Annotated in this window: 15 protein-coding genes and 1 tRNA gene; 11 read left to right on the top strand and 5 right to left on the bottom strand. The window is 51.9% G+C overall.

Features of this window, described 5'->3' with window-relative positions; translation table 11 throughout:
- Positions 1-9: 9 nt before the first annotated feature.
- The 3 genes from ACO064_RS09485 (at position 10) to ACO064_RS09475 (ending at position 2942) form a co-directional block, all read left to right on the top strand.
- A complete protein-coding gene (locus ACO064_RS09485) occupies positions 10-723 on the top strand; it encodes a 3-keto-disaccharide hydrolase (protein WP_421827141.1) in 714 nt (237 codons plus the stop codon).
- 110 nt (positions 724-833) lie between these two features.
- Positions 834-1715: a hydroxypyruvate isomerase family protein gene (locus ACO064_RS09480; protein WP_421827140.1), complete on the top strand. Its 882-nt coding sequence runs from the start codon at positions 834-836 to the stop codon at positions 1713-1715.
- Positions 1716-1847: 132 nt separating this feature from the next.
- Positions 1848-2942: a PDDEXK nuclease domain-containing protein gene (locus ACO064_RS09475; protein WP_421827139.1), complete on the top strand. Its 1095-nt coding sequence runs from the start codon at positions 1848-1850 to the stop codon at positions 2940-2942.
- Between the two features lie 81 nt (positions 2943-3023).
- Here the strand turns inward: ACO064_RS09475 and ACO064_RS09470 are convergent, their stop codons facing one another.
- Positions 3024-3425: a hypothetical protein gene (locus tag ACO064_RS09470; RefSeq protein WP_421827138.1), complete on the bottom strand. Its 402-nt coding sequence runs from the start codon at positions 3423-3425 to the stop codon at positions 3024-3026.
- A gap of 95 nt (positions 3426-3520) precedes the next feature.
- On the opposite strand from ACO064_RS09470, the gene ACO064_RS09465 reads away from it, so the two are divergent.
- Both ACO064_RS09465 and ACO064_RS09460 read left to right on the top strand, forming a co-directional pair.
- Positions 3521-4429, top strand: a complete 909-nt coding sequence (locus ACO064_RS09465) for a LysR family transcriptional regulator (protein WP_421827137.1) — start codon at positions 3521-3523, stop codon at positions 4427-4429.
- Between the two features lie 135 nt (positions 4430-4564).
- On the top strand, positions 4565-5884 hold the full coding sequence (locus ACO064_RS09460; protein WP_421831005.1) for an APC family permease: 1320 nt from the start codon (positions 4565-4567) through the stop codon (positions 5882-5884).
- On the opposite strand, the gene ACO064_RS09455 is transcribed toward ACO064_RS09460, so the two are convergent.
- Positions 5853-9995, bottom strand: a complete 4143-nt coding sequence (locus tag ACO064_RS09455) for an AAA domain-containing protein (RefSeq protein WP_421827136.1) — start codon at positions 9993-9995, stop codon at positions 5853-5855. The two genes, ACO064_RS09460 and ACO064_RS09455, sit on opposite strands and share 32 nt — an antisense overlap.
- Positions 9996-10806: 811 nt before the next feature.
- Positions 10807-11880, bottom strand: a complete 1074-nt coding sequence (locus tag ACO064_RS09450) for a TerC/Alx family metal homeostasis membrane protein (protein WP_421827135.1) — start codon at positions 11878-11880, stop codon at positions 10807-10809.
- 190 nt (positions 11881-12070) lie between these two features.
- Between ACO064_RS09450 and ACO064_RS09445 the strand changes: the two genes are divergently transcribed.
- On the top strand, positions 12071-12811 hold the full coding sequence (locus tag ACO064_RS09445) for a glycosyltransferase family 2 protein (protein ID WP_421827134.1): 741 nt from the start codon (positions 12071-12073) through the stop codon (positions 12809-12811).
- Between the two features lie 390 nt (positions 12812-13201).
- On the opposite strand, the gene ACO064_RS09440 is transcribed toward ACO064_RS09445, so the two are convergent.
- On the bottom strand, positions 13202-14380 hold the full coding sequence (locus ACO064_RS09440; protein ID WP_421827133.1) for a type III polyketide synthase: 1179 nt from the start codon (positions 14378-14380) through the stop codon (positions 13202-13204).
- A 113-nt stretch (positions 14381-14493) separates the two neighbouring features.
- On the opposite strand from ACO064_RS09440, the gene ACO064_RS09435 reads away from it, so the two are divergent.
- Together ACO064_RS09435 and ACO064_RS09430 are read left to right on the top strand one after the other, a co-directional pair.
- The gene (locus tag ACO064_RS09435) at positions 14494-15372 is read left to right on the top strand and encodes a UbiA family prenyltransferase (protein ID WP_421827132.1); all 879 of its coding nucleotides are present in this window, start codon (positions 14494-14496) and stop codon (positions 15370-15372) included.
- A 118-nt stretch (positions 15373-15490) separates the two neighbouring features.
- A tRNA-Gly gene (locus ACO064_RS09430) sits at positions 15491-15563 on the top strand.
- 575 nt (positions 15564-16138) lie between these two features.
- On the opposite strand, the gene katG is transcribed toward ACO064_RS09430, so the two are convergent.
- Positions 16139-18412 (bottom strand): catalase/peroxidase HPI, encoded by a 2274-nt coding sequence (gene katG / locus ACO064_RS09425; RefSeq protein WP_421827131.1) that lies wholly within the window; start codon positions 18410-18412, stop codon positions 16139-16141.
- 581 nt (positions 18413-18993) lie between these two features.
- Between katG and ACO064_RS09420 the strand changes: the two genes are divergently transcribed.
- From ACO064_RS09420 to ACO064_RS09410, 3 genes are all read left to right on the top strand, one after another.
- Positions 18994-19557, top strand: coding sequence for an RNA polymerase sigma factor (locus tag ACO064_RS09420; RefSeq protein ID WP_421827130.1), 564 nt, complete (start codon positions 18994-18996; stop codon positions 19555-19557).
- A gap of 93 nt (positions 19558-19650) precedes the next feature.
- Entirely contained in the window at positions 19651-20724 is a 1074-nt protein-coding gene (locus ACO064_RS09415) for a FecR family protein (RefSeq protein WP_421827129.1), read from the top strand.
- A 247-nt stretch (positions 20725-20971) separates the two neighbouring features.
- Complete coding sequence (locus ACO064_RS09410; protein ID WP_421827128.1) at positions 20972-24436, top strand: TonB-dependent receptor; 3465 nt, start codon at positions 20972-20974, stop codon at positions 24434-24436.
- Positions 24437-24439: the final 3 nt, after the last annotated feature.

The following is a 24439-nucleotide window of genomic DNA, read 5'->3' as shown; positions in this document are numbered from 1 at the left end:
TACATTTTTATGAAAATTACGCTCAACGCGCTGGCCCGGGTGGCCTTGTTGGCTCTGGTTTTAAACGTCGTCAATTCGTCTCAAACCGACGCGTCAGGCCCAAAAAAAGGAAAATGGGTCAAACTTTTTGATGGAAAAACGTTGACGGGTTGGCACAGCTACCTGAAAAAGGAAGCGTCTGACAAATGGCAGGTGGAAGATGGGGCCATTGTGTTGACCAGCCGGGGCGGGGGCGATCTCGTAACGGACAAAGAATACGAAAACTACGAACTGGAACTGGAATGGAAGATTTCGGAAGGCGGCAACAGCGGAATCATCTACCGGGTTCACGAAGATCCGAAATACAAGAATAGCTATAATTCCGGTCCGGAAATGCAGGTGCTTGATAACGAGCGGCATAAGGACGCCAAGGCCGGTAAAAACGGAAACCGGACTTCCGGATCGCTCTACGACATGTTGCCACCCTCGGATTTTTCGGCCCAGAAAGTGGCCGGTGAGTGGAACAAGGTTAAATTGGTGGTCAACAACGGAAAAGTCGAGCATTACCTGAACGGCAAGAAAGTGGTTGAATACCGCACCAGCGGCCCGGAATGGGATAAAATGGTGAGTGAAAGCAAGTTCAAAGGCTGGGAGGGTTTCAACCAGTTCAGCAAAGGCCGCATCGCCCTCCAGGATCACGGCGACAAAGTATGGTATCGGAATATCCGAATCAAAGAATTATAGTTAATATCGAATGTTGAATAATGAATATTGAATAACGAAATAAACACGACTCGTTCGTTATTCAACATTCGATATTCAGTGTTCGATATTAGCATCAAAATCCCTCCCACATGAAAACTCCTTCCCGCCGTTCGGCCCTCAAAACCCTGGCCGGCACTGCCCTGACCTTTTCTGTTATCGACTCCTTAGCCGCTCACATGGAAGAAACCCAGAAAACCGCTTTCCCGGCCTTGAAAGGCCGGATCAACCACTCCGCCTGCAAGTGGTGTTACGGAAAAATTCCGCTGGAAGACTTTGCCAAAGCCGCCAAAGAAATCGGCCTGACGGGCATCGACCTGCTGGGACCGAATGAATGGCCCATCGTCAAGAAGTATGGTCTGACCTGCTCGATGGCGCAGGGAGCCGGGAAGGGCATCAACGACGGTTTCAATGATCCGAAACTGCACGACGAACTGGTGGCCAGTTACGAAGCCATTTTCCCGAAACTGAAGGAAGCCGGGCTGAAAAACGTCATCTGTTTTTCGGGAAACCGACGCGGTATGGACGATCAGAAGGGCATGGAAAACTGCGCGGTGGGCCTGAAACGACTCATGAGCAGTGCCGAAAAGCACGGGGTAACAATGGTGATGGAGTTGCTCAACAGCCGGGTCGATCACAAGGATTATATGTGCGACAAATCCGCCTGGGGCGTTGAATTGTGCAAAATGGTCGGCTCCGAAAATTTCAAGATGCTGTACGATATTTACCACATGCAGATTATGGAGGGCGACATCATCCGCACCATCCGGCGGGATCACCAGTATTTCGCCCACTACCACACCGGCGGCAATCCGGGTCGTAACGAGATCGACAACGGGCAGGAACTGTATTATCCGGCCATTATGCAGGCCATCGTCGACACGGGCTACAAAGGCTTTGTAGCGCAGGAGTTCATTCCGAAGCGCGATCCGCTGACCTCGTTGCGGGAGAGTATTGCGATTTGTGACGTGTAGATTTTGTGTTTCGGACTAAAATCCGTGAATAAAATGATTTAGAAAGGCTTCTCTGTGACCGGGGAAGCCTTTTTGCGTCTAGGTAGGATTAGGGTACAGCATCGAAGACCGTATCCTGAAAATCCACTACCTATGAACACCGAAATGCCAGACCACTACAGCAAGCTGCTGGGCGACATCAGCCATCAGATTTTGCAAAGCCGATACCGGGCGGCTAAGCTCGTCAATCGCGAATTATTGCTGCTTTATTATGCTGTTGGTAAGCGGTTGTCGGAGAAAATTGCTGCTGAGAAATGGGGCGCAAAGGTTTTAGAGCAGCTCGCGGACGATTTGCAGAAAAAACTGCCGGGGCTGCGGGGATTCTCGCATCGGAACTTAAAAAATATGCGGCAGTTTGCCGAAGAATATGTCGAGCTAATTGGGCAGTTAACAACTGCCCAAATGGAAGGTTTTAATAATCAGATAGATAGAATTGTGCCGTTAGCAATGGCACAATTTGGCGACTTCAATAGTGACGTTTTCTTTGGAGTGAGTTTTACACATCATATTTTATTACTGAATCGCTGCACAGCCTGGAATGAACGCCAGTTTTACATACAAGAATCCGTTAAAAACCAATGGACGGTTGAAATGCTTGACTGGCAAATCAAAGCCAAAGTATACCAAAAACGCGACCAGAAGCTATCCAGCAACTTCACTCAAACGCTGCCCGAAAATTTGCGTGACACTGCTTTACAAGCCTTCAAGGACGAATATCTGCTGGATTTTATTAATGTCGAAACCGACGATGAACGAGTCGTTGAGAAAGGCATCGTACAAAATATCAAGGATTTTATACTCAAAGCGGGCAAAGGTTTCGCTTTTATCGGAAACCAGCATCGCCTTTTAGTCGATGACGAGGAGTTTTTCGTAGACCTGCTTTTTTATAACCGCCACCTAAAGTGCTTAATTGCGATTGAACTGAAGAAAGGCAAGTTCAGACCCGCTTATGCCGGACAGTTAAACTTTTACCTGAACGTACTCAACGATCAGGAGCGGTTGGCCGGCGAAAAACCGGCTGTTGGCATTGTACTCTGCTCAGCTAAAAATGATAAGACGGTTGAGTATGCTTTTCAGGCTATTCACAATCCGATGGGCGTAGCAACCTACCAACTCAGTTCGGACTTGCCGGCGCATCTGCGTGATGTCTTGCCTGACCCGGAAGCTCTTAAAAAATTACTTGGCTGACACGCTCGGCATAAGCTAATAAACAAAACACCGGCTTCACCGCATAGAAGGAAGCCGGTGTTATAAAAGTAGTAATGTTGTTTACTGCGCATACGTAATAAACCGTTGCGACTGCACCGCGGGCAACGAACCAATTTCAATCTGGCGAACGATTTTCTGGTGGCCGTCGGTGATTTCCAGGTAATAAACGCCGGTTTTCATCCCTTCAAAATCAAATTTGCGCCAGTGGTTGGCGGGTGTTTTGCTCAGGGCCTCCCGGTAAAGAACCGTGCTGTTGGCATCTTTCAGCCGGATGGTCACTTTTCGGGGCTCCCGAACGGCCAGCATCACATTAATCTTCTCCTGGGTGCCCAGGAACAGGTTCACATCAAAGGCCGACTGGCTGGCCTTTGGATCGTTGGCTGCGGTTACCTGGGCATTCGAAACCGTTACGAGTAAACCGACTAAAAATGTCATCAGTACGTGTTGTGCAAGCGTTTTCATGAGTCTGTGTTGTTTCGTTTGTGTGACAAAGGTGCGGGGTTTTGGAATATTAGCAAAACGAATTATTTTTGTCGAAATCATGAAAATTATTCATCATGGAAATCCGGCATCTGCAAATGGTGAAAGAGGTGGCAACCTGCGGCAACCTCACCAAAGCCGCCGATCGGCTGTACCTGACCCAGTCGGCACTGAGCCATCAATTGAAAGAAATTGAGGGCTTTTTCAATACCCAGTTGTTCATCCGCGACAAAAAGCAGATGCGGCTGACGGATGCCGGAACGGTGGTTTTGGAGGCCGCCGAGAAAATTCTGCGGGAAGTGGCCGAAACCAAAGCCAAAGTCAAATGCCTGACCGACAAGGACTCCGGTGAGGTGCGGCTCTGCACGGAATGCTACACCTCCTACCACTGGCTGTCGGGATTTCTGCGGGCCTACCGGGATGTTTACCCGAAAGTGGATGTAAAAATCGATATCGAAGCTACGCACTACGCCGAGCAACACCTGCTTGAAAACAAGATCGACGTCGCGATTCTCGAAGATTCTGAAAATCCGAAGCTGAGTTATACGCCACTTTTTCAGGACGAGTTTATGGTGATCGTGGCCCCTGACCACGAATGGGCGGGGCGCGATTGGGTGGAAATCGATGAATTTGCCGACCAGAATTACGTCATGTATAACATCCCGGATGAAGAAAGCTCCAATTTTAAGATGCTTTACAAAAACTGTCGACCCCAACGGGTTTATAAAATGACGTTGACCGAAGCCATTCTGGAGATGGTGAAAGCTGGCATGGGCGTGGCCCTTTTGCCCAACTGGATTGTCAAACCGTACCTGAAATCCGGCGAATTGTCCGCCGTTTCGCTCACCCGCAAACGGTTTCTGCGGACGTGGTATGCCGCGACGTTGAAAAACAAACAACACGCCCCGTATACCGACGCGTTCATTGAGAAACTGGCGTCGTATATGAAAGAACTTGACGGTTATGCCGTTCTTTGCCCGGCCTAAAACCGGACGGTTTTTGCCCGATTCGGGTTATTTTATCAGACAACTGTTTTCTTACTCAACCTGATTGTGTCTACTTCTACTGATTCGACGCCCTTGCCCCGACGGCTGGGATTGTGGCAAGCTACGGCCTTGAATATGATCGATATGGTCGGTATCGGCCCGTTCGTGGTGTTGCCCCTGGTTATTCACATCATCGGCGGGCCGCATTTCCTCTGGGCGTGGATTCTGGGAGCGGTTATTTCGCTGATCGACGCCCTGGTTTGGGCCGAACTGGGGGCCGCTTATCCGCAGGCTGGGGGAAGTTACAACTTTCTGAAAATCGCCTACGGTGAACAACGCTGGGGCAAGATGCTGTCGTTTCTGTATGTCTGGCAAACCATGATTCAGGCCCCGTTGGTGGTGGCTTCGGGAGCCATCGGTTTTGCCCAGTATGCTTCCTATCTGATTCCGCTCGAGGGCTGGGAACGCAAAGCGGTTTCCGGGGGTGTGGTGATCCTGATTACGATGCTATTATACCGCAAAATTGAATCCATTGGCCGCATCAGCATCTTGCTGTGGGTCTGTGTGCTGGCCACGCTCGGCTGGATCATCTGGGGTGGTTTGACGGGCGGACAGCAGACGGTTTCGTTCGCCTTGCCGTCGGGAGAATCCCTGTCCGGCTTGTTTGGTGCCGGTCTGGGAATTGCTTCCGTAAAAACGATTTATTGCTATTTAGGCTACTACAATGTGTGCCATTTGGGCGGAGAAATCCGCAATCCATCGCGTAACATTCCGTTGAGTATGCTGATTTCGGTGGTCGGCATTGCGGTTTTGTACCTGTCCATGAACTGGAGCGTTGTTAGCGTCATTCCCTGGCAGGAAGCCCAGCACAGCGAGTTCATCATCAGTGCTGTGATTGAGCGGCTTTACGGCTCGCAGGCGGGTACGATCGCGACGTTCATGGTGTTGATTGTGGCTTTTTCGTCTTTATTTGCGGTTTTGCTGGGGTATTCGCGGGTTCCCTACGCGGCTGCCGCCGACGGACAGTTTTTTCGCATCTTCGCCAAACTGCACCCCACCCGGCATTTTCCCTACGTCTCGCTGCTGTTTCTGGGTGGACTGGGTTTTGGCTTCAGTTTGCTGTTCCGCCTGTCCGACGTCATCACGGCCATTCTGGCGATGCGGATTGTGGTGCAATTTATCGGACAGGCAGTAGGTTTATTATTATTGCATAAGCGAAAACAGACCAGCGCGTTTCCGTTCAAAATGCCACTCTATCCGTTGCCGGTTTTGCTGGCCATCGCCATATGGACCTTCATCTTCATTTCCACCGGCTGGACGTTTATGCTGTCGGGTCTGACGGTGATTGCGCTGGGGATTATCGTATTCCTGATTACGGCCCGCATTCGCAAGCAATGGCCGTTCGGGGCGGTGGACCAACCCGCTACGCCTTTGGTGGATCCGAAGGAATCGTAATTCGCCCCCGCCAAAATTCACGGCTATACACCCGCAGGAACGGCCAGTTTTTCATCTGTAAGGCAAAAGGCGTGTACGCGTGAGCGTCTTTGAGCGTGCTTTCGTAGTACAAATCGTCGTCGGTTAACACCAGCCCTTCGTACAAATCGGCGGTTTTACGGGTCAGATCGGCAAAAGGCAGTTCTTCCACCAGACCGGTTTTGGTGTCTTTCAGCTCATCTTTCAGCAAACGCGCACCCGGAACGCGGTCGGTTCGGCGGGGTTGCGGGGCATAGGAGCCGTCGGCCACGGAGAGGGCATACTCGAGGTATTGCTTCAATACTTTCGGCCCTTCATTGGCGGTATTGTCAACGGAAAGCTGTTGCGGATATATGCTCGTGACTACGTAAATCCGTTCCCGCGCCCGCGTCACGGCCACATTCAGGCGGTTCTCGCCCCCTTTGGCGTTCAAACTGCCGAATTGCGCCGACAACTTCCCGCGAACATCGGGCGCGTAGCCGATGGAAAAAATGATCACATCCCGCTCGTCGCCCTGCACATTTTCGATGTTTTTGACGAAAGTGTTTTCGGTGGAAGCGGGGAATGCTGATGCGGATTTGGGTGCTGATGCAGATTTGTAATCGCCGGGCGACCCCGCTGCATCTTGATCTGTCGCGGATTTTAAATCCGCATTTTTACTTGCTTCGGATTGCAAATCCGAGACAGATCTTGTTCCAGATTGCAAATCTGGAACAGCGAGCCCAGCCAGCGCGTGTTCCTCCAGCAACTCCTGAATCAACTGCTGCTGCTGGAAGTTGAACGTTACTACGCCGATGGAACGGCCCGGCAACTCATCCGCCAGTTGATCGATCAGGGCCACCACGGCGCGGGCTTCGGTTTCGTTGGTGTTATTTTCCCAGATTCCTTTGACGTTCAAATACCGGATGGCGGGTTCCCGGCGGTTGAGCTGGTGGAAATCGGGGAGGAGATGGAGCGAATTTTTGTAAAAAAGCCGGTTTGAAAAATCAATCAGATCAATCGAGCGACTGCGGTAGTGGCCGCGCAACTGCGTTTGCGGAAAATAATGCGTAGCCAGATCGAGCAACGATTCCACTTCCAGCGCAACGGGCGTTTCCTCGCCGGGTTCCGTTTCAAAGCGGATGCGGTACAAATCGCTCGGTTGAAGCTGCTTGCTGTCGCCGGTGATGACCACTTGTTTGGCGCGGTACATCGCCGGAATGCCGTTTTCGGCAAAACACTGCGAGGCTTCATCGAAAATTACCAGATCGAAAAGCCCCGGTTTCATCGGAAAAATAGCCGAAACCGACTCCGGCGACGCCATCCAGCACGGAACCAGTTGAAACACTTCGTCCGAATGCTGCTCCATCAGTTTCCGAACCGGCCAGATGTTGCGTTTTTTGGTCACCTGGTGGCTCAATTCCCGGTACGTGACGAGGTTGTTCAGGCGGTTGAAAGACAGATTCTGGTAGGCCTTTTCACGAAGTTTAACCAGCAGAATCTGGCGGCTCAGCGTCTGCTTTTTCCGGACACTTTCCTGTAAAGCGGTTTCTAACTGGCTGATTTTTAAAGAAGAAACACCACGCAGAATGGGGTAGATACCTTCAAGATGTTCAATCCACGCCAGGTGCAGGCTGTTCAAAAATAGCTCGACCGAAACCGTATCGCCCAGCCGTTGCACCATATCCCGTTCCGCAACCGTGAAGTTTTCAGTCAGCCGATCGGTTTCAATCAGCAGGTCGATGTCCTGTTCCAGGGTGCGAATCAGCGCATCGGTTTGCGTCGGTTCCTGCCACAATCTTTGGATTTGCGATTCGCTCAAAAACGATTGCCACCGGCTGCGTTGGGCCGCTACGCCACGACCGGTTTCCAGCAATTGCGCGACGGTTTTTGAAAAAACGCCGACGGTTTCCAGCCGGGATTCGGGCAGGGCCTTCAACCAGGCAAGGGCGTTCAGTCGGCGGACGGCTTCGAGCGCCTGGCGGGCCAGACGAACGGTCAGAACAGCGGTTTCGGCGGTAACGTCCTGATTGACATTCTTTTCGATCTGCTGACGAAGGAGTTCAAAACGGATTCGACGCTGCACTTTTTCGAGTAAAACCGGCAGTGTTTCGTCGGAAAGGGCCAGAGCGTTGGCAGACGCGAGTTGCTGCAACCCGGTTTTGTCCTTGCTGAACCAGCCCCAAACCGTTCGCCCGACAAACGACGAATGGCTTTGAATCGCTTCCTGCAACCGCTGGGCCATGTTGGGCAGGTCGGTCACCGGGAGGCTTTTTTCGATGCCGGTTCCGCCCAGACAGTCAATGAATTCGGCTTCTATTCGCTCCAGTTCCTCCGGTTCTGTCCGGAACAGCGGATGGTTGGGCTGTTGCTGCAACCGGCGCACCCACTGCCAGCGTGGGGCCGAAGGGTCGGCATCGAGCAAGGTCAGCAAGGCGGTGGTTTCCCATTCATCTTCCTGCACGGTTTCCCAGTCGGCGAGCGAAAACGTGTGATGGGTGAGCGTTTGCGCCTGTTCGGTTACGGTTTTAACGAAAACCGGCAGGTCGCCCAGCAGTTTTTTGAGCGCCGGGAGCTGACCAAATGAGAAGGAAGCGAAAGAAATCCGGTCGGCCCAGGGATGATCGGGACCCAGGCGGGTTAAATACGCACCGTATTCTCGGAGTTTTTCTACAAAACCGGCCACCGAATCGGGCCGGAACTGCGTGTATATAGCCGCAAGCGGAATGGTTTCGGCGGTGGGATCGCTGCTCAGGTACAACTGTTTGACGGAAATTCCCGCTTCCGTTTCGTCGAACAGCGCTTCTTTAAAGGCTTGTAATTCAGCCAGCGTCTGATCGATCCGGCGGCTTTCCTGATCGAAATTGCGTTCGAGCAAAATCGCATCCAGGCCGTAATTCTGTTTGCGATATTCCTCAACCCGCTCAATCTGACCGGCTATCTGGTCGTAAAGCGCCTTGCGGTCGTTTTTGAAATCGTGAATCAGGGCCGAAAAGGGCTGCATGCCCACCTGGCGCAGTCGTTCGTAGACCACGTCCAAAGCCGCCCGTTTCTGACAAACCAGCAAAACCCGCTTGCCCTGCGCGGCAAAATCGGCCATCAGATTCCCAATCAACTGCGATTTGCCGGTTCCCGGAGGGCCCTGCACCACCATCGATTCCCCGGCTTTGATGCGCCGGATGGCTTCCTCCTGCGATGCGTCGAGGGCCAGGGGCGTATGCAACGTTTCTTCCCGGACCGAAACCGGTTTCGTGGATGTGCTAAAATCGGGGAGCAAACCGGCCATCGACGCTTCGGAGGATGGCTCTGGCAGCTCGTCGGTTTGCAGAAACTGCACGGCTTCGCCTTCCAGCAACACCTCATAATCGGGTACCAGATACGAACCCGCCTGCGGAAAAATGCCCAGCACGGCTTCGGGATACAGCTTTAATTCACCGTTGCGCTCCAGTTTATCCAGATCGGTTTTTTTGACCGGATCGAACCACTGGAGCTGATCCGTAAAAAGAGTCTGGTTGAAATTGATTTCCAACGGGCTGGCTTTCAGCCACTCGTAGAGCTGGGTGCGGAAAACCGTAGCGTCTTTGTCGTACTCATCCAGCGTATGTTCCAACACCGCATCGGGCAGAATGAACTGGTTGTAGTATCCATACGCCATCAGAAAACTGCGGTTGAGCATGATGGACTCATCCGCCCGGCGAACGAGCATCCATTTGTTTCCCTGGGGTTCGAGGTGAACCGGAAAGAAAACCAGCGGCCCGTGAATCACCGTTCCGTCGGCCAGCTTGCCACGCACGAAGGGATAGCCCACGTACAAATCTTCCGAACCGCGTTCTTCTTCGATAAACCGGTCGGTTCGGGCAATTTTCCGAAGTTTTTTACTGACCTCGTTGCCTTTTTCGAGCCGGCTGTCCATCACATCGCAGAGCGGAATGGCCGGACGACGGGCGATCAACTGGCGGACGAGATCGAACGACGGTTTGTGGTCCAGAAAATCAAGTTCGTGCAAATCCAGAAACTGCTCGACGGGCAGGCTGGTCAGCAGCAGCGACCGGTTACGGCTGCTGAGGTTGGTCAGGCGTTTGAGGTAAGCTTTAAGAACCGTCGGGGATAGCATACGTACCCACGGATTTGAATCCGTGTTTTGTCCGGGAAACTGTCTGAAAAATAGGAATCGAATGAAAAAGCCACCGAAGATTGAATGCACCTGATTGTGCAAAAAAACAAAGCACCTTCGTCCCCGCTGCCCCTACAAATCTACCCAAAAAGCCGTAAAAATACAGGGGTCTCAAAAGGGCTGCCCGCTTTAAACGATCAGAGTTTAGGTTCGCCCTAATTCGTCAGGAATTTCTCGAGGCTTCATTGTGGTAAAATCGTACATCAAATGGCTATAAATGTATATTAAAACAATAAAATATTAGTATAATATTGCAATATAGTTATATAAGTGGCATTTGTTATCATAGATACTATACACTTAAATTCATTTCAGGACTCTACAAACGGGTCTTTTTGACGTGTGGACGCACCGATAACGCAATGGCTTCGACTCATAAGCATATGCCTGGTGGAATGATCCGGAGGTTCCCGAAGACCGACGAGGCTCTCTATCTACAGTATCGACCGGTTTCCCTCAAATTTTGCGAGTCCCTGATTAAAAACAAGGCGGAAGCAGAGAAAATGGTTTGTGCCGTTTTCAACGAGCTTCGGGACAATGGATCAGAACCCCAATCTGACCCGGAATTTAAATCCTGGTTATTCCTGAGGTTGCGGAACCAGGTTGTGGCATACCTGAAAACCCGCGCTAAAAGCGAATTGTCCGGCAACCCGTCCGATTCCCAATTCAATGGCAACCGGACCAATCAGTCATTGATCCGGTTGTGAATCTCCCCAGCGGGTCGAAATCTTCCTGAAAGTTTGCTTGAAACCTAGACCTGCACTTCCTCCGGTTCCTTCTTCTTCTCCGGAATCAGCCAGGAGGCCAGAATACTGACGCCCAGAATGGTCAGAATGACATAGAGCGAGTAAACCGTCTCGAAACCGTGGTCTTCCAGCCAACTGTGAAAAATCATTTTTAGTCCGATGAACGTCAGCAGGGCCGCCAGACCGGTTTTCAGGAAACGGAACTGACTCATGATGCTCGACAGGAAAAAGAACATCGACCGCAGCCCCATGATGGCAAAAACGTTGGAGAAGAAGACGATGTAAGGGTCTTTGGTGATCGAGAAAATGGCCGGAATGGAGTCAACGGCAAACACCAGATCGGTGAACGCAACCACGATGACGACAATGAACAGGGGCGTTACGAACAGCTTGCGGTCCGATTTCCGGCGGACAAAAAAGTGGTCGATGACGTTCCGGCGGTAGACGTTCAGGTATTTGGCCGTCAGCTTCACCACCGGGTGGTTTTTCGGTTCCATCTGCTGGTCTTCGTCCTTTTCGAAAAAGAGTTTGACCCCGGTGTAGACCAGAAAAGCCCCGAAAATGTAGATGATCCATTCGAACCGCTGCAACAGGGCCGAGCCGACGAAAATGAAGATAAACCGCAGGATGATGGCCCCCAGAATGCCCCAGACCAGAATCTTTTTGTAGAACTTCTGACGCACGCCGAACGACGCGAAAATCATGATGAAGACGAAAATATTATCCGCCGACAGGGAATACTCGACCAGATAACCGGTGATGTATTCCAGCGCCATGTTGTTCTGGAAAATGGCCAGACTCTGCTCGAAATTGCCCGGAATCAGTTTGAGGTGATCGGCATACAGGCTGCGGACTTCCTCCAGCCGCGCCATGTCGGTGATGCCGTGAACGAGGTAACCGAAATTTTTAATGAAAAAGTAGAAGCCAATCGACAACGCGACCCAAACCGCACTCCAGGTACCGGCTTCTTTAAAACTGACAATATGGCTTTTCTGCTTCGTAAATGCCCCCAAATCGAAGGCCATCACCAACAGAACGAAGAGCGCAAAGCAGATAAAAAATATGGTTTCGTAACTCATGAGTCGAAAAACAATGAAATTTAGCGTATAACGAGTGTTTAAGTAGAACTGTTTAAGTGGACTTTGGCACAAAATTCGCCGGAAGATCGGAGAGTTGTAGAACCAAACAAGTCAAATTGCAAAACTGATTGCAATATAGCTCTATTAAGTAACAGGTTATGATTTCGGTTGATTCCTTATTTTTGCAAATATGTATCATGATAAGAAAGTCGTAGTTGTATTACCGGCCTACCGGGCCGCCCTGACGCTGGAACGTACCTACCGTGAAATCCCTTTCGATATTGTTGATGAGGTCATTCTCGTCGATGACGCCAGTCCGGACAATACCGTCGATGAAGCGAACCGCCTGGGCATCCGGCATGTGATCCGGCACGAAAAAAATAAAGGCTACGGCGGCAATCAGAAATCCTGTTACCGCAAAGCGATGGAACTGAAGGCCGACATTGTTGTGATGCTACATCCTGATTATCAGTATACACCCAAGCTGATTGTGGCGATGGTCAGCCTGATTGGCAATGAGTTGTACCCGGTGGTGTTTGGCTCCCGGATTTTAGGCAAAGGGGCGTTGAAAGGCGGTATGCCGCTGTACAAATACGTGGCCAACCGCTTCCTGACGCTAACGCAGAATGTGCTGATGAACCAGAAACTGTCGGAATACCACACCGGTTACCGGGCGTTTTCGGGCGAGGTGCTGCGCAGTCTGGATTTTACGCACAACTCCGACGATTTCATTTTTGACAATGAAATGATCGCCCAAATCTTTCACAAAGGCTTCGAAATTGCCGAGGTGACCTGCCCCACGAAATACTTCAAAGAAGCATCGTCGATCAATTTCCGGCGGAGCAGCATCTACGGTCTGGGCGTTCTGGCGGTGTCGATGCGCTACCGGCTGCACCGCTGGGGGCTTATGCGTTGGAAGGTATTGTCGTGAATTGGGATTACACAGATTAAAAGATTAACTGGGAGTAGGTGAAAGTATTAATTGCATATGAAGTGACAAACCGAATGAATTAACTTCTAAATGGAAATTAAACTTGTGAAACTTGGATCAGTTTGATAGTCAACATAAAGAGTTAACGGGTCGAGTCATCGGTTGTGCAACTCATTAACTTTGGCGTCAAAAGCTTAGAAGTTGTTTGAATTAAGGCCGGAGGCCTGTCCTGTCAATAGTCTATAGCCGATATCAATCAGTGGTAGCTCCGGAGGAGCGGTCTAAAAATATCTTCAGACCGCTCCTCCGGAGCTACCACTGATTGATATCGGCTATAGACTATTGACAGACCGCCCTTCCAGGGCTCTCCCAGTTAACTCAAACAGCTTGTTAGAGTTCCGCCGTCTCACCAATAATAAATTGACCTATCCCAGTTAATCCTTTAATCTGTGTAATCCCAGTTCGAGACGGTATAATTTCCAGAATCATCGACTCCAGGGTCAGTCCCGGTCCGAAAGCACAACTCAGGATGTTGCCCGACTCCGGGCGCAGGTGGTTCCGGATTTCTTTCAGCACAAACAGAACCGTTGCCGACGACATGTTGCCGTACTTTCGCAGCACCTCGTAGGCAAAGCGGTTTTCGTGCGGTTCGATGCCCAACTGCTGCTCGATCACTTCCAGAATTTTGCGTCCACCGGGGTGCATGGCGTAGTGCGTGATGTCTCCAATGGCCAGTCCGCTGCGTTCCAGCAAACGGGAAAGTGCCTGGCCGATGCCCTGCCGGATCACCGTCGGCACGTCCGACGTCAGCGTCATTTCAAACCCGTGGTCGTTGATGATCCAGCCCATGTCGTTTTTTCCATCGGGTAACAGATCGCAGAAGAACGTCCGCATCCGGAAGGAGGGAGCCGGTTTTTCCCGGTTGGGCCGGGCTTCCACCAACACCGCAGCGGCTCCGTCGGCGAAGAGCGCGTTGGACAGCAGATGATCTTCGTCGGTTTTTTTCTGAAAATGAATCGTACACAATTCCAGGCAAACGATCAGCACGCAGGCCGACGGGTCGGCGCGGACGAAGGCGTCGGCGGTTTTCAGCGCGTTGAAAGCGCCGTAGCAACCCATAAAGTTGATGGCGGTGCGTTGCGTGGTGGTGGGCAGCCCGAGGGCTTCGATCAGGTCGATGTCCAGCCCCGGCGCATACATGCCCGTGCAACTCACCGTGATCAGGTGCGTGGGCTGAACGGTTCGTTTTTCGTCGCGGTATAAATCCTCAATAGCGGCCACCGCCAGCGGGAGGGCTTCTTTGCGGTACAATTCCATCCGGGTTCCGACGGTCGGAAACGGTTCAAGATCAGGTGTGTTCGGAAAAAATGTATATTCACCCGGCGAAGCACCGTAGTCGGGCAGCACCGAATGCCGCCGGTCGATGCGGGTCAGGCGGTACAGGGCCTGTAATTTTCGCCGGTTGGGTTCATCGAGCTGGAGAGCCTGCGCCATGAACGAAGCAATTTGCAACTGCGAGAAGCCGTATGGCGGAACGGCCGTGCCGATGGCGGTAATGTAGCTATCCATTTAGACTTATTCAGGGTTGCCGGAGCGATCCGGACTTTTCTATAACCAACGGTTCACTTGAATGTTAGACTTTGCCTGATGAAAACTGCACCCTTTATCCTTCCTCTCCCGGTATGACCTTTCGGACCGTCTGGCTCCATTTGCGGGTGCCGTTTTCGTTTTTTTTGCTGCCGGTTTTTCTCTTTGCGCTGAGTCAGTCGGAAAGTCTTCATCAGGGTACGCTGGATTGGGGGCGGGTGGCCGTGATCGGGGCGGTTATTCACCTCCTGCTCTATCCGGCCAGCAATGCCTACAACAGTTATTTCGACAAAGACGAAGGCAGTATCGGCATTCTGGAAACGCCACCGCCGGTCGATAAAACCCTGTTTTACGTCGCCTGGGCGCTGGATCTGCTGGCGTTGGTGATTGGCATCTGGATCGGGTGGCCATTCGTGGCCTATTTACTCATTTACGGATTGATTTCCAAAGCGTATAGTCATCCAATTATTCGCCTAAAAAAGTACCCCATTGCCAGTTGGCTCGTGATCGGCTTGTTTCAGGGTGGGTTTACTTACCTGATGTCACTGCAAGCCATCGATGCGCTACCGATTCTGGAATTAGCAAAGCCCCGACCTCTGCTGGCGGCTCTCCTCTGTACGCTAAATCTGTTGGCGATTTATCCCATTACACAAGTGTATCAGCACGAGGAAGACGGCCGTCGGGGCGACTTGACGATGAGTCGTTTACTGGGAGTTCGCGGCACCTTTCTCAATACGTTGATCTGGTTTACGCTGTCGCTGGCCGGTTTTTACGCCTATTTCCGGGGCGAGACGGTCTTCTGGCTATTGCCCGTCTGTTTGTTGCCGGGGGTGTTGTATTTTTTGTTCTGGGCAAACCGGGTTTTTCGGGACGAACGGCAGGCTGATTTCCGGTCGGCGATGCTTATGACGCTGCTGGCGGGCACGGGGCTGAATGTTTTCTTTATTTTTTTGTTGGTTTTAACCAATTCATAATCAGAATCTAAGTGGCGTTATTGACGATCCTGTTAATTTTTTTTCAGGAAAGTACTTGCCAAACGGCGCAGACCCCTTATATTTGCATCCACAAAACGCCAACGTTCTGGCATAGAACGCGAAAGTAGCTCAGCTGGTAGAGCGCGACCTTGCCAAGGTCGAGGTCGCGGGTTCGAACCCCGTCTTTCGCTCAAAAGCACCCACCGCGGTGCTTTTTTTGTAGAATGTGGTTGCTACCACGCCGGGATGGCGGAATAGGTAGACGCGCAGGACTTAAACAATTTGAGTGCCCAGACAGAAATGTTTGGAGTAGAACCGCTTAACGTCGGGGAAGCCTTCCAGTTGGAAATAACTGATGGTAATCCCGAGCCAAGTTCCAGTTTTTTGGAAAAGGTGTAGAGACTTGACAGGCGGCATCTAAGTTCTGATGTTCTTCAGAATAGGATGAAGAGAAAGTCCAGACCACAAATCCCGTAAAGATTCGGGAGCAGTGAAAACTGTAGTTGGTACGAAAATCCTGTGAGCAGTAATGTTCGTGCGGGTTCGATTCCCGCTCCCGGTACTTGGAATACCTTACAAATGACTAATTACTAATCATTTGTAAGGTATTTTTGATTTTATCCTGCGACATAATCAGCAATACCTTCATCATCCGGAAACATAACTCCGACTCTTTTGACGCTGGCAAGCGAACCTGGAAAAACAAGGAAAGGGCCATCTCAAATCCTCTGAGATGGCCCTTTCAGAATACCAAGGCAATCGTTGATCAGGCGAGATCAAACCGGTCCAGGTTCATCACTTTGTTCCAGGCCGCCACAAAGTCTCTGACAAATTTGCCCTGTGCATCGGCGCTGCCGTAGACCTCGGCAATGGCTCTCAGTTCGGAGTTGGAGCCAAACACCAGATCGGCACGGGTGGCGGTCCATTTGGGTTGACCGCTACTCCGGTCGCTGCCCAGATACAATTCCCGGTCGTCGGACATGGCTTTCCAGGCGGTGTTCATGTCGAGCAGGTTGACAAAGAAATCGGTGGTTAGCTGGCCCGGGCGTTGCGTAAACACACCGTTTTTGGAACCGTCGAAATTGGTGTTCAGGACGCGCATCCCACCCACCAGAACAGTTAACTCAGGAGCCGTCAGGGTGAGCAATTGCGCCTTGTCGATCAGCAACTCTTCCGTAGAAGCCATGAATTTTGATGTGCGGTAGTTACGGAAACCATCGGCAACCGGTTCCAGATATCCCACGGATTCCACGTCGGTTTGTTCCTGCGACGCGTCCATCCGACCCGCGGTGAAGGGAACGCTGATCGGGTGTCCGGCATCGTTCGCTGCTTTTTCAACGCCTGCACAACCCGCCAGCACGATCAGATCGGCCAGTGAAACTTTTTTACCGTCCGACTGCGTCCCGTTGAATTCCTGCTGAATGCTTTCCAGAATACCCAGCACTTTTTGCAACTGCACAGGGTTGTTGACCTTCCAGTCTTTTTGGGGAGCCAGGCGAATGCGGGCGCCATTGGCACCTCCGCGTTTGTCGGAACCCCGGAAAGTAGAAGCCGAAGCCCAGGCCGTGGAAACCAGTTCCGAAACGCTCAGACCAGAGGCCAGGATGTTTGCTTTCAGAGCAGCCACGTCGTTTTCGTCAATCAGCGCATGATCCACTGCCGGAATGGGGTCTTGCCAGATCAGTACTTCGGTCGGCACATCGGGACCCAGATACCGGGCGCGGGGACCCATATCGCGGTGGGTCAATTTGAACCAGGCCCGGGCAAACGCATCGGCAAAAGCGTCGGGATTTTCCAGAAACCGGCGGGATATTTTTTCGTAAGCCGGATCGAACTTCAGCGCAAGGTCGGTCGTCAGCATGGTTGGTGCATGCTTTTTGGAGGAATCATAGGCATCGGGAATGATGCTCCCGGCGTCTTTTGCCACCCACTGGTGCGCACCACCGGGGCTTTTCGTCAATTCCCAGTCAAAACCCAGCAGGTTTTCAAAGAAATTATTGCTCCACTGGGTCGGCGTTTTCGTCCAGATGACTTCCAGCCCGCTGGTAATCGTGTCGGCCCCTTTGCCGGAACCATAGCTGTTGCGCCAGCCAAATCCCTGCGATTCCAGGTCGGCAGCTTCCGGTTCTTTGCCTACGTGCTCGGAAGTGGCAGCGCCGTGGGTTTTACCGAAGCTGTGACCGCCGGCGATCAGCGCAACGGTTTCTTCGTCATTCATGGCCATGCGGCCAAAGGTTTCGCGAATGTCTCTTGCGGCCGCTACGGGATCCGGATTGCCATCGGGACCTTCCGGGTTGACGTAGATCAGGCCCATGTGGGCAGCACCGAGCGGTTTTTCCAGGTTGCGGGAGTGGATGTTGCGTCCCGGATCTTCGTCCGATGACACGACACCGTTGGCCGCAACACCAGGCGAACCATCGGCGTAGCGGTGGTCGTTACCCAGCCAGGTGGTTTCGGCACCCCAGTAGACGTCTTCATCCGGCTCCCAGACATCGGCCCGTCCGCCAGCAAAGCCAAACGTTTTGAAACCCATCGATTCGAGGGCCACATTACCGGTCAGGATCATCAAATCGGCCCAGGAAAGGCTGCGGCCATATTTCTGTTTGATGGGCCAAAGCAACCGGCGTGCCTTGTCGAGGCTCACGTTATCGGGCCAGCTATTCAATGGAGCAAAACGTTGTTGTCCGGCACCGGCACCACCCCGGCCATCGCCCACGCGGTAGGTTCCGGCGCTGTGCCAGGCCATGCGGATGAACAAAGGGCCGTAGTGTCCGAAGTCAGCCGGCCACCAGTCCTGCGAGTCGGTCATGAGGGCGTGAAGGTCGCTTTTCACGGCTTCCAGGTCGAGGCTTTTGAAGGCTTCGGCGTAGTTGAAATCTTCACCCATCGGGTCGGATAAGGACGAGTGTTGACGCAGGATGTTGAGCTTCAACTGGTTGGGCCACCAATCACGGTTTCGGGTGCCACCACCGCCCACGTTGTGTTTCAGACTGCCATTGTGAACCGGGCACTTGCTGATGTCGTTTGATCCTTTTTCCATTTCGATACGTTCTGTGTTAAATCGATAGATGCCTGCACCGGATTGGGTGCAGTGGGATAAAATTATGTTATTGGCGGAAATAATACCAATCGATAAATTCTATATTTAAATAGTTAAAATCTATTAAGGCATTTGCCTGTCTATTCTAAAGAAGGAATTGCCCGCGGAAGCGGGGATTTTTTTACCGCAAAATGGAGGGCGAGATGCATCGCCAGCCTGAAGCTGCCAGGTTGAACGGTCCTCCCAATTCGTAGCATAGCCGCCCGGGAAAACTTGGTATAATTCTATTATTCGTGCCAATAAGAAAATTTTTTTTCAAAAACATTAATTGTCTTATTGACAATTAAAAAATAAACGTCAACTTTACAGTTATTAAATTACGTTCGTACGACACCTTTTACTCATGCTAAATTTTCCGCTTCAACAGGATGGGTCTGCTCGCCGTCGGAGGGTTTACCGGCGTTTCCGGATCGGCTGGAAATCTCCTGTGGGAAATTTGACACGTGATACGGGTGAGGTCGCCACAGTACGATTCAGCTAACCCGTTTTTTCCTTTATCAGTCATTATTCCAGTAAGCTCCATGACTTCTCAAGCCCAGGATCAAGCGTTATGGCAATCCTTTCGTGAGGGAGAAAAACAGGCCTTAGGCCGGTTGGTCGAGTGCTATTATGGCGCGTTGAAACACTATGGGCTGAAATTTATGGTGGATGAAGCTGTGGTTGAAGACTGTATTCAGGAGCTTTTTCTGCAACTCTGGCAAAACCGCTTGCAGATCAATGAGACAGGCTGCATCAGACACTATCTGTTGAAGGCCCTCCGGAACCACATCCTTCAGTATTTACGGGTCCAAAAACGTTGGAAATTCGAAGAGTTGGATTGGGACAACTCCGGAATCGACGAAGTCGATTCCGAAACCTTACTGATCCGTCAGGAGTCACTGGCTGGTATGACAAAGACCATTCAGGATCAACTGGCGACCTTACCCGCCCGTGAACGGGAGGCCCTGTATCTGCGCTACTACGAAAATTTATCCATCCCCGAGATTGCCGAAGTGATGCGCGTAAACCGGCAATCGGTCTCCAATTTCTTGCAAAAAGCACTCGGCAAACTTCGCAATCGGTGGTTTGTCCAGCTATGGCCGTGAGATTTTGTATTTTTTCTCAAAAAAATTCGCTTTGAGGAGGGTATCGGCGGGCAAAGTCTTCATACTATCAATAAAAACAGCCGAATAGTACCAATGCACTTTCCTTTCGAACGTTTTTCGACCGTTGAGGATTTCCTGGAAAGCGACGCTTTCCGGCGCTGGATGCTGGAAAAACGACCGGAAGATCAGGTTTTTTGGCGGGCGTGGCTGGCTCAGAATCCGGATAAATGGGAACTCTACGAGCAGGCTGTGGCTACCTTTCTGGTCATTCAGGGCAAAACCGCTGCGCCTTCGCGGAAACAGGCCAAAGAGAAAGCGGACGATATTCTGGATCAATTGCCAGACTCTTCTCCGGTTATCAAACCGCTCTTTCGCGGACGCTGGGGGCGCTGGGCCACCGCAGCGGCCGTGGTGATTTTGCTGGTCTGGTGGCAATTGGATCAGCCCGGTTTTCAGACAGGCCGCGTGATCAGCAGGCAGGAAAAACAGCCGGTAAGTGGGAATGACTGGAAACTGGTGAAGAATGGTACGGGGCAGTCGCTGGTGGTTGTGTTGCCCGATAACTCCTCGGTTCTGCTGTCGCCCGATAGCCAGATCCGGTTTCGCAAACAGACGCATCGGGCGGTTCGGGAAGTGTATCTTCAGGGTGAAGGCTTTTTTGAAGTGGCCAAAAACCCGGCGAAACCGTTTATCGTTTACACGTCCAACCTAACGACCAAAGTGCTGGGAACCTGTTTTCAGGTACGGTCTTATGATAAGGAGTCTACGGCGTTTGTCAAAGTAAAAACGGGTAAAGTTGCGGTTTCTTCCGTTAAATCGCCGGGCAAAACCGTCCTGCTGACGGTAAACGAAGAACTTCGGCTGAATGCCAGTGCGGAGAAGCTGGTCCGGCACGAACATTTTCTGGAGAAAGAACCGCCATCTGCCCCGCTGGCTCAACCATTTGCGTTCAATTACACGCCCGTTACGGAGATCTTTGATCAGTTGGAAGCGAGCTACCATATGCCCATTCACTATGACCGGAGCCTGCTGAAAAACTGCACCTTTACCGGACAACTCAATGATGTGCCTTTCCTTGAAAAAGTCCGGCTCATCTGCCTAACGACGGCCTCTACTTTTGAACTGGCAGACAATCAGGTGGTCATCCACAGCCAGGGTTGTAATTGATTTTTTAACTCTTAACCAAAGCCAGGTAACATGAACTAGAAACCCATCTCTTTCCTGCCGGAAATAGGCGACAGTGCTTCCAACACCATCGCCTGTACGCTTCCCAAATCATGTGCGTTCCACCACACATTATCCCTTTACGCAAGGGGTCGGGAACACTTTTGCCATTCCTAACTAATTGAAGAACAACAAAGCACGCAAACTTATGCATTCCTATTCTATAAACCGCAATGCTTGGGTCAGGATTATGAAGTTTTCAAGCCTACAACTATTGCTTGCGCTCGCCTTCATTCACATCAGCGTAGCGTTCGATGTGCGGGGCCAGGAAATCCTGAACCGACGAATCAGTCTCACCGCCAAAAATCAGGATGTCGAGACCGTGATCAAACGCATCGAAGAACAGGCTGATGTGCAGTTTCTGTTCAGCCGGGAGATTATCCAATCCAAACGAAAAATTTCTTACCAGGCTAAGAATGAGCAGCTTCATGTGGTTCTAAACCAGATTCTGACTCCACTGAATGTCAGCTATGAGATTATCAATCAGCAGATTGTACTCAAAAGAATGTCGACGCCACCCGGACCGCTTCAGGGCAAGCTTTCCGATGAGAACGCCGTCGAGACCTTCCAGGATGTACAAATCACGGGGAAAGTCACGGCTGAAAACGGGGAAGGGCTACCGGGTGTAACGATTCAGATCAAGTCGGCTACGCGGGGAACCACCACCGACGGCAATGGTGACTACCGGATTTCGGTGCCGTCGGCCAGTGGCACGGTTCTTATTTTTTCCTACATCGGTTATACCACCAGGGAAGTAACCGTCGGGAGCCAAACGGTTGTCAATGTCGTTTTGACTGCAGATGATAAAACGCTGGAGGAGGTGGTGGTGGTGGGCTATGGCGTTCAGCGGAAACGCGATGTGACGGGTTCGGTGGTTTCGGTCAATGAAACCACGCTGAAAGAAGTTCCGGCTCCCAACCTGGTGAACCAGTTGAAAGGCCGGGCTGCGGGGGTTTCCATCATTAGCAACGGTTCTACGCCGGGTGCTCAGGGGCAAATCCGGATTCGGGGAAACCGGACGCTGACGACGAGTTCCGGGTCGAGCGACGGGCTCGATGGTCCGCTGGTGGTGGTCGATGGAATCCCCTTCGGCGGACTCAATGACATCAACCCCGATGACATCGCCAGTCTCGAAATTCTGAAAGATGCTTCGGCAACGGCCATTTATGGGTCGCGGGGATCGGGGGGCGTTATTCTGATTACCACCAAACGGGGTAAAGTCGGAAAACCGGTATTCAGCTATGACGGCTACCACGGGGTAACCAACATCATGGGCAAGTTTAATGTCATGAATGGCCCGGAGTATGCCCAGTTCAAAGACGATGCGACCAAATACAACCGCACCAGTCCCGGCACAACCGCCTATCCGCTCACTCAGAAAGAAAAAGATGCCCTGGCGGCCGGTGTTTCTACCAACTGGCAGGATTTAATTTATCGACCCGGTTTCAACACCAACCACCAGTTGAGCATGGTCGGTGGGGTCGAAAACACGCAGTATTCGCTGGGTCTGGGGTATTTCAATGAAACCGGCATCATTCCCAGCCAGAAGTTTGAACGTTACACCATCCGGGCAACGGTCGACCAGCGGATCGGAAAGCGCATCAAGATTGGGTTGAACACGCTGAATACGCTGACCTACACCAATACACCGGGCGGTGGCGGTATTCCGGGCGGTTTGGTGCGGCAAACGCCACTGGCTGCGCCGTACAACGCCGACGGTTCGGTCAACCTGTTCCCGGCCGAAGGCTCCATCGATGCCGCTGGGGTTAGCCCATTAACGATTCTGACCAAGAAAGATTCGTATCTGGGCCGTACGCGGGCCTTGCGGACGTTTAACAGTTTGTATGCCGAGGTGAATATTCTGCCCGGCCTGCGGTACCGGATGAATGCCGGTTTGAACTTCAGCCAGTCGAACTACAATGGCTACAATGGCCCGCTGACCTATTTTAACAGCGCCACGGTTCAGTCGTCTTCCAATGCCGAAATCAGCAACACTGAATACTGGGACATCAACCTCCAGCACCTGCTGTACTATGACAAGACGTTTGGGAAACATAAACTGGGCGTTACCGGGCTGTATGAAATTACGAAAAACCATTCGCTGGGCAGCCGGTTTACGATCACCGGGGTCCCGGCCGATTACATCAAGACGTCTAATTTCTCGCTGGCTTCCGGAACGCCCGTTGCCAACTCGGACTTTGGCAACTCCTTTTCCGAAACCGGTCTGCTTTCCTACATGGGTCGGGTCAATTACAGCTACAATGACCGCTATCTGTTGACCCTAACGTTGAGACGCGATGGTTCGTCGACATTATCGCCTGGTAACCAGTATTTTAACTATCCGGCAATTGGTGCTGGCTGGAATATTATCGAGGAAGGCTTCATGAAAGGAGCCCCGTTCATCTCAAACCTGAAACTACGGGGAAGCTGGGGTTTGTCCGGAAATCGAAACGTGGGCGCCTACGCAACGCTGGGCGCGTTGTCGGCCGGGTACTACAACTTCGGAACGGGAACCGCCGGGCAGCAGTTGGCCTACACGGTGACCAGTCTGCCAGCGACCGGTTTGGGTTGGCAGTCGACCTCGCAGGTGGATATCGGTGTTGACTTTGGCTTCCTGAATAACCGCATTACGGGTTCGGTGGATTGGTATCACCAGCAAACGAAAAACATTCTGCTGTCTGTTCCGCTGCCCCCGAGCAACGGAGCCGGTTCGACTCTGAAAAACCTGGGCCGCACGGAAGGCCGGGGGCTGGAAACCGCGCTGACGTTTGAGATTTTCAGAAACCCGAAAGGCTTCAACTGGAGTGCCGATGTGACGTACTTCTTCAACCGGGAGAAAATTACGCAGCTTACGACACCGACCGAACTCGCCAATTTAGGGGCGGGATGGTTTGTGGGCCAGCCGCTTTCGGTCATTTTCGATTACAAAAAAATCGGCATCTGGCAAACCTCGGACAAAGAAAACGGTACGCTGGCCAAACAGACCTCACCCACGCAGTTTCCGGGTCAGATCCGGGTGGAAGATCTCAATGGCGATGGGAAGATCGATGCGGCTGACCGGCAGATCCTGGGCAATTTCCAGCCCACCTGGGAAGGCGGTATCACCAACCGGTTCAGCTTCAAAAACTTCGATCTGTCGGTTGTCACCTTTGCCCGGATGGGCATGAAAGTGATTGTTCCGTATCTGACGGGGAATTCCACGGGTTCGGGCGGTTTTGCGTTCTTCAACCAGGGCCGGGTCAATCAGGTGAAAACCGACTACTGGACCGAAACCAACCCGACCAACGCCTTCCCCGCACCGGATGCCGGTAGTGCGGTTGCCTATTTTGGCTCTACGCTGGGCTACTACGACGGTTCGTTCATTAAAGTCCGAAGCATCAACCTGGGCTATACCTTTTCCAATCAGTTGATCCGGAAAATCGGTATGAACTCGGCCCGGGTTTATTTCAACGCCACCAATCCGCTGATCCTGTATTCGCCACTAGTAAAAGACAATCTGGCCGTCGATCCGGAAGGCAACAGCTACGCGAGTGGTTCGGCGACCCTGAATCCGCAGGGAGCCAGCGAACGCGGAACGCCGGAGCGTCAGATTTCCGTCAACCTGAACAACCCACCCGTCCGGCAATTTACGCTGGGAGTAAACTTTAAATTCTAATCC

It is taken from the genome of Larkinella sp. (assembly GCF_965227735.1).
Taxonomy (GTDB): Bacteria; Bacteroidota; Bacteroidia; order Cytophagales; family Spirosomataceae; genus Larkinella.
Note: the sequence above shows the minus strand (reverse complement) of the source record. Positions and strands in the feature narration are given on the sequence as shown.

What these genes read in the sequence shown, in the direction of transcription:
- ACO064_RS09445 (WP_421827134.1), top strand. Translation starts at nt 12,071, where the DNA reads ATGTATCATGATAAGAAAGTCGTAGTTGTATTACCGGCCTACCGGGCC.
- ACO064_RS09465 (WP_421827137.1), top strand. Translation starts at nt 3,521, where the DNA reads ATGGAAATCCGGCATCTGCAAATGGTGAAAGAGGTGGCAACCTGCGGC.
- ACO064_RS09440 (WP_421827133.1), bottom strand. Translation starts at nt 14,380, where the DNA reads ATGGATAGCTACATTACCGCCATCGGCACGGCCGTTCCGCCATACGGC.
- ACO064_RS09475 (WP_421827139.1), top strand. Translation starts at nt 1,848, where the DNA reads ATGAACACCGAAATGCCAGACCACTACAGCAAGCTGCTGGGCGACATC.
- ACO064_RS09470 (WP_421827138.1), bottom strand. Translation starts at nt 3,425, where the DNA reads ATGAAAACGCTTGCACAACACGTACTGATGACATTTTTAGTCGGTTTA.
- ACO064_RS09415 (WP_421827129.1), top strand. Translation starts at nt 19,651, where the DNA reads ATGCACTTTCCTTTCGAACGTTTTTCGACCGTTGAGGATTTCCTGGAA.
- ACO064_RS09450 (WP_421827135.1), bottom strand. Translation starts at nt 11,880, where the DNA reads ATGAGTTACGAAACCATATTTTTTATCTGCTTTGCGCTCTTCGTTCTG.
- katG (WP_421827131.1), bottom strand. Translation starts at nt 18,412, where the DNA reads ATGGAAAAAGGATCAAACGACATCAGCAAGTGCCCGGTTCACAATGGC.
- ACO064_RS09485 (WP_421827141.1), top strand. Translation starts at nt 10, where the DNA reads ATGAAAATTACGCTCAACGCGCTGGCCCGGGTGGCCTTGTTGGCTCTG.
- ACO064_RS09455 (WP_421827136.1), bottom strand. Translation starts at nt 9,995, where the DNA reads ATGCTATCCCCGACGGTTCTTAAAGCTTACCTCAAACGCCTGACCAAC.
- ACO064_RS09435 (WP_421827132.1), top strand. Translation starts at nt 14,494, where the DNA reads ATGACCTTTCGGACCGTCTGGCTCCATTTGCGGGTGCCGTTTTCGTTT.
- ACO064_RS09460 (WP_421831005.1), top strand. Translation starts at nt 4,565, where the DNA reads ATGATCGATATGGTCGGTATCGGCCCGTTCGTGGTGTTGCCCCTGGTT.
- ACO064_RS09480 (WP_421827140.1), top strand. Translation starts at nt 834, where the DNA reads ATGAAAACTCCTTCCCGCCGTTCGGCCCTCAAAACCCTGGCCGGCACT.
- ACO064_RS09410 (WP_421827128.1), top strand. Translation starts at nt 20,972, where the DNA reads ATGAAGTTTTCAAGCCTACAACTATTGCTTGCGCTCGCCTTCATTCAC.
- ACO064_RS09420 (WP_421827130.1), top strand. Translation starts at nt 18,994, where the DNA reads ATGACTTCTCAAGCCCAGGATCAAGCGTTATGGCAATCCTTTCGTGAG.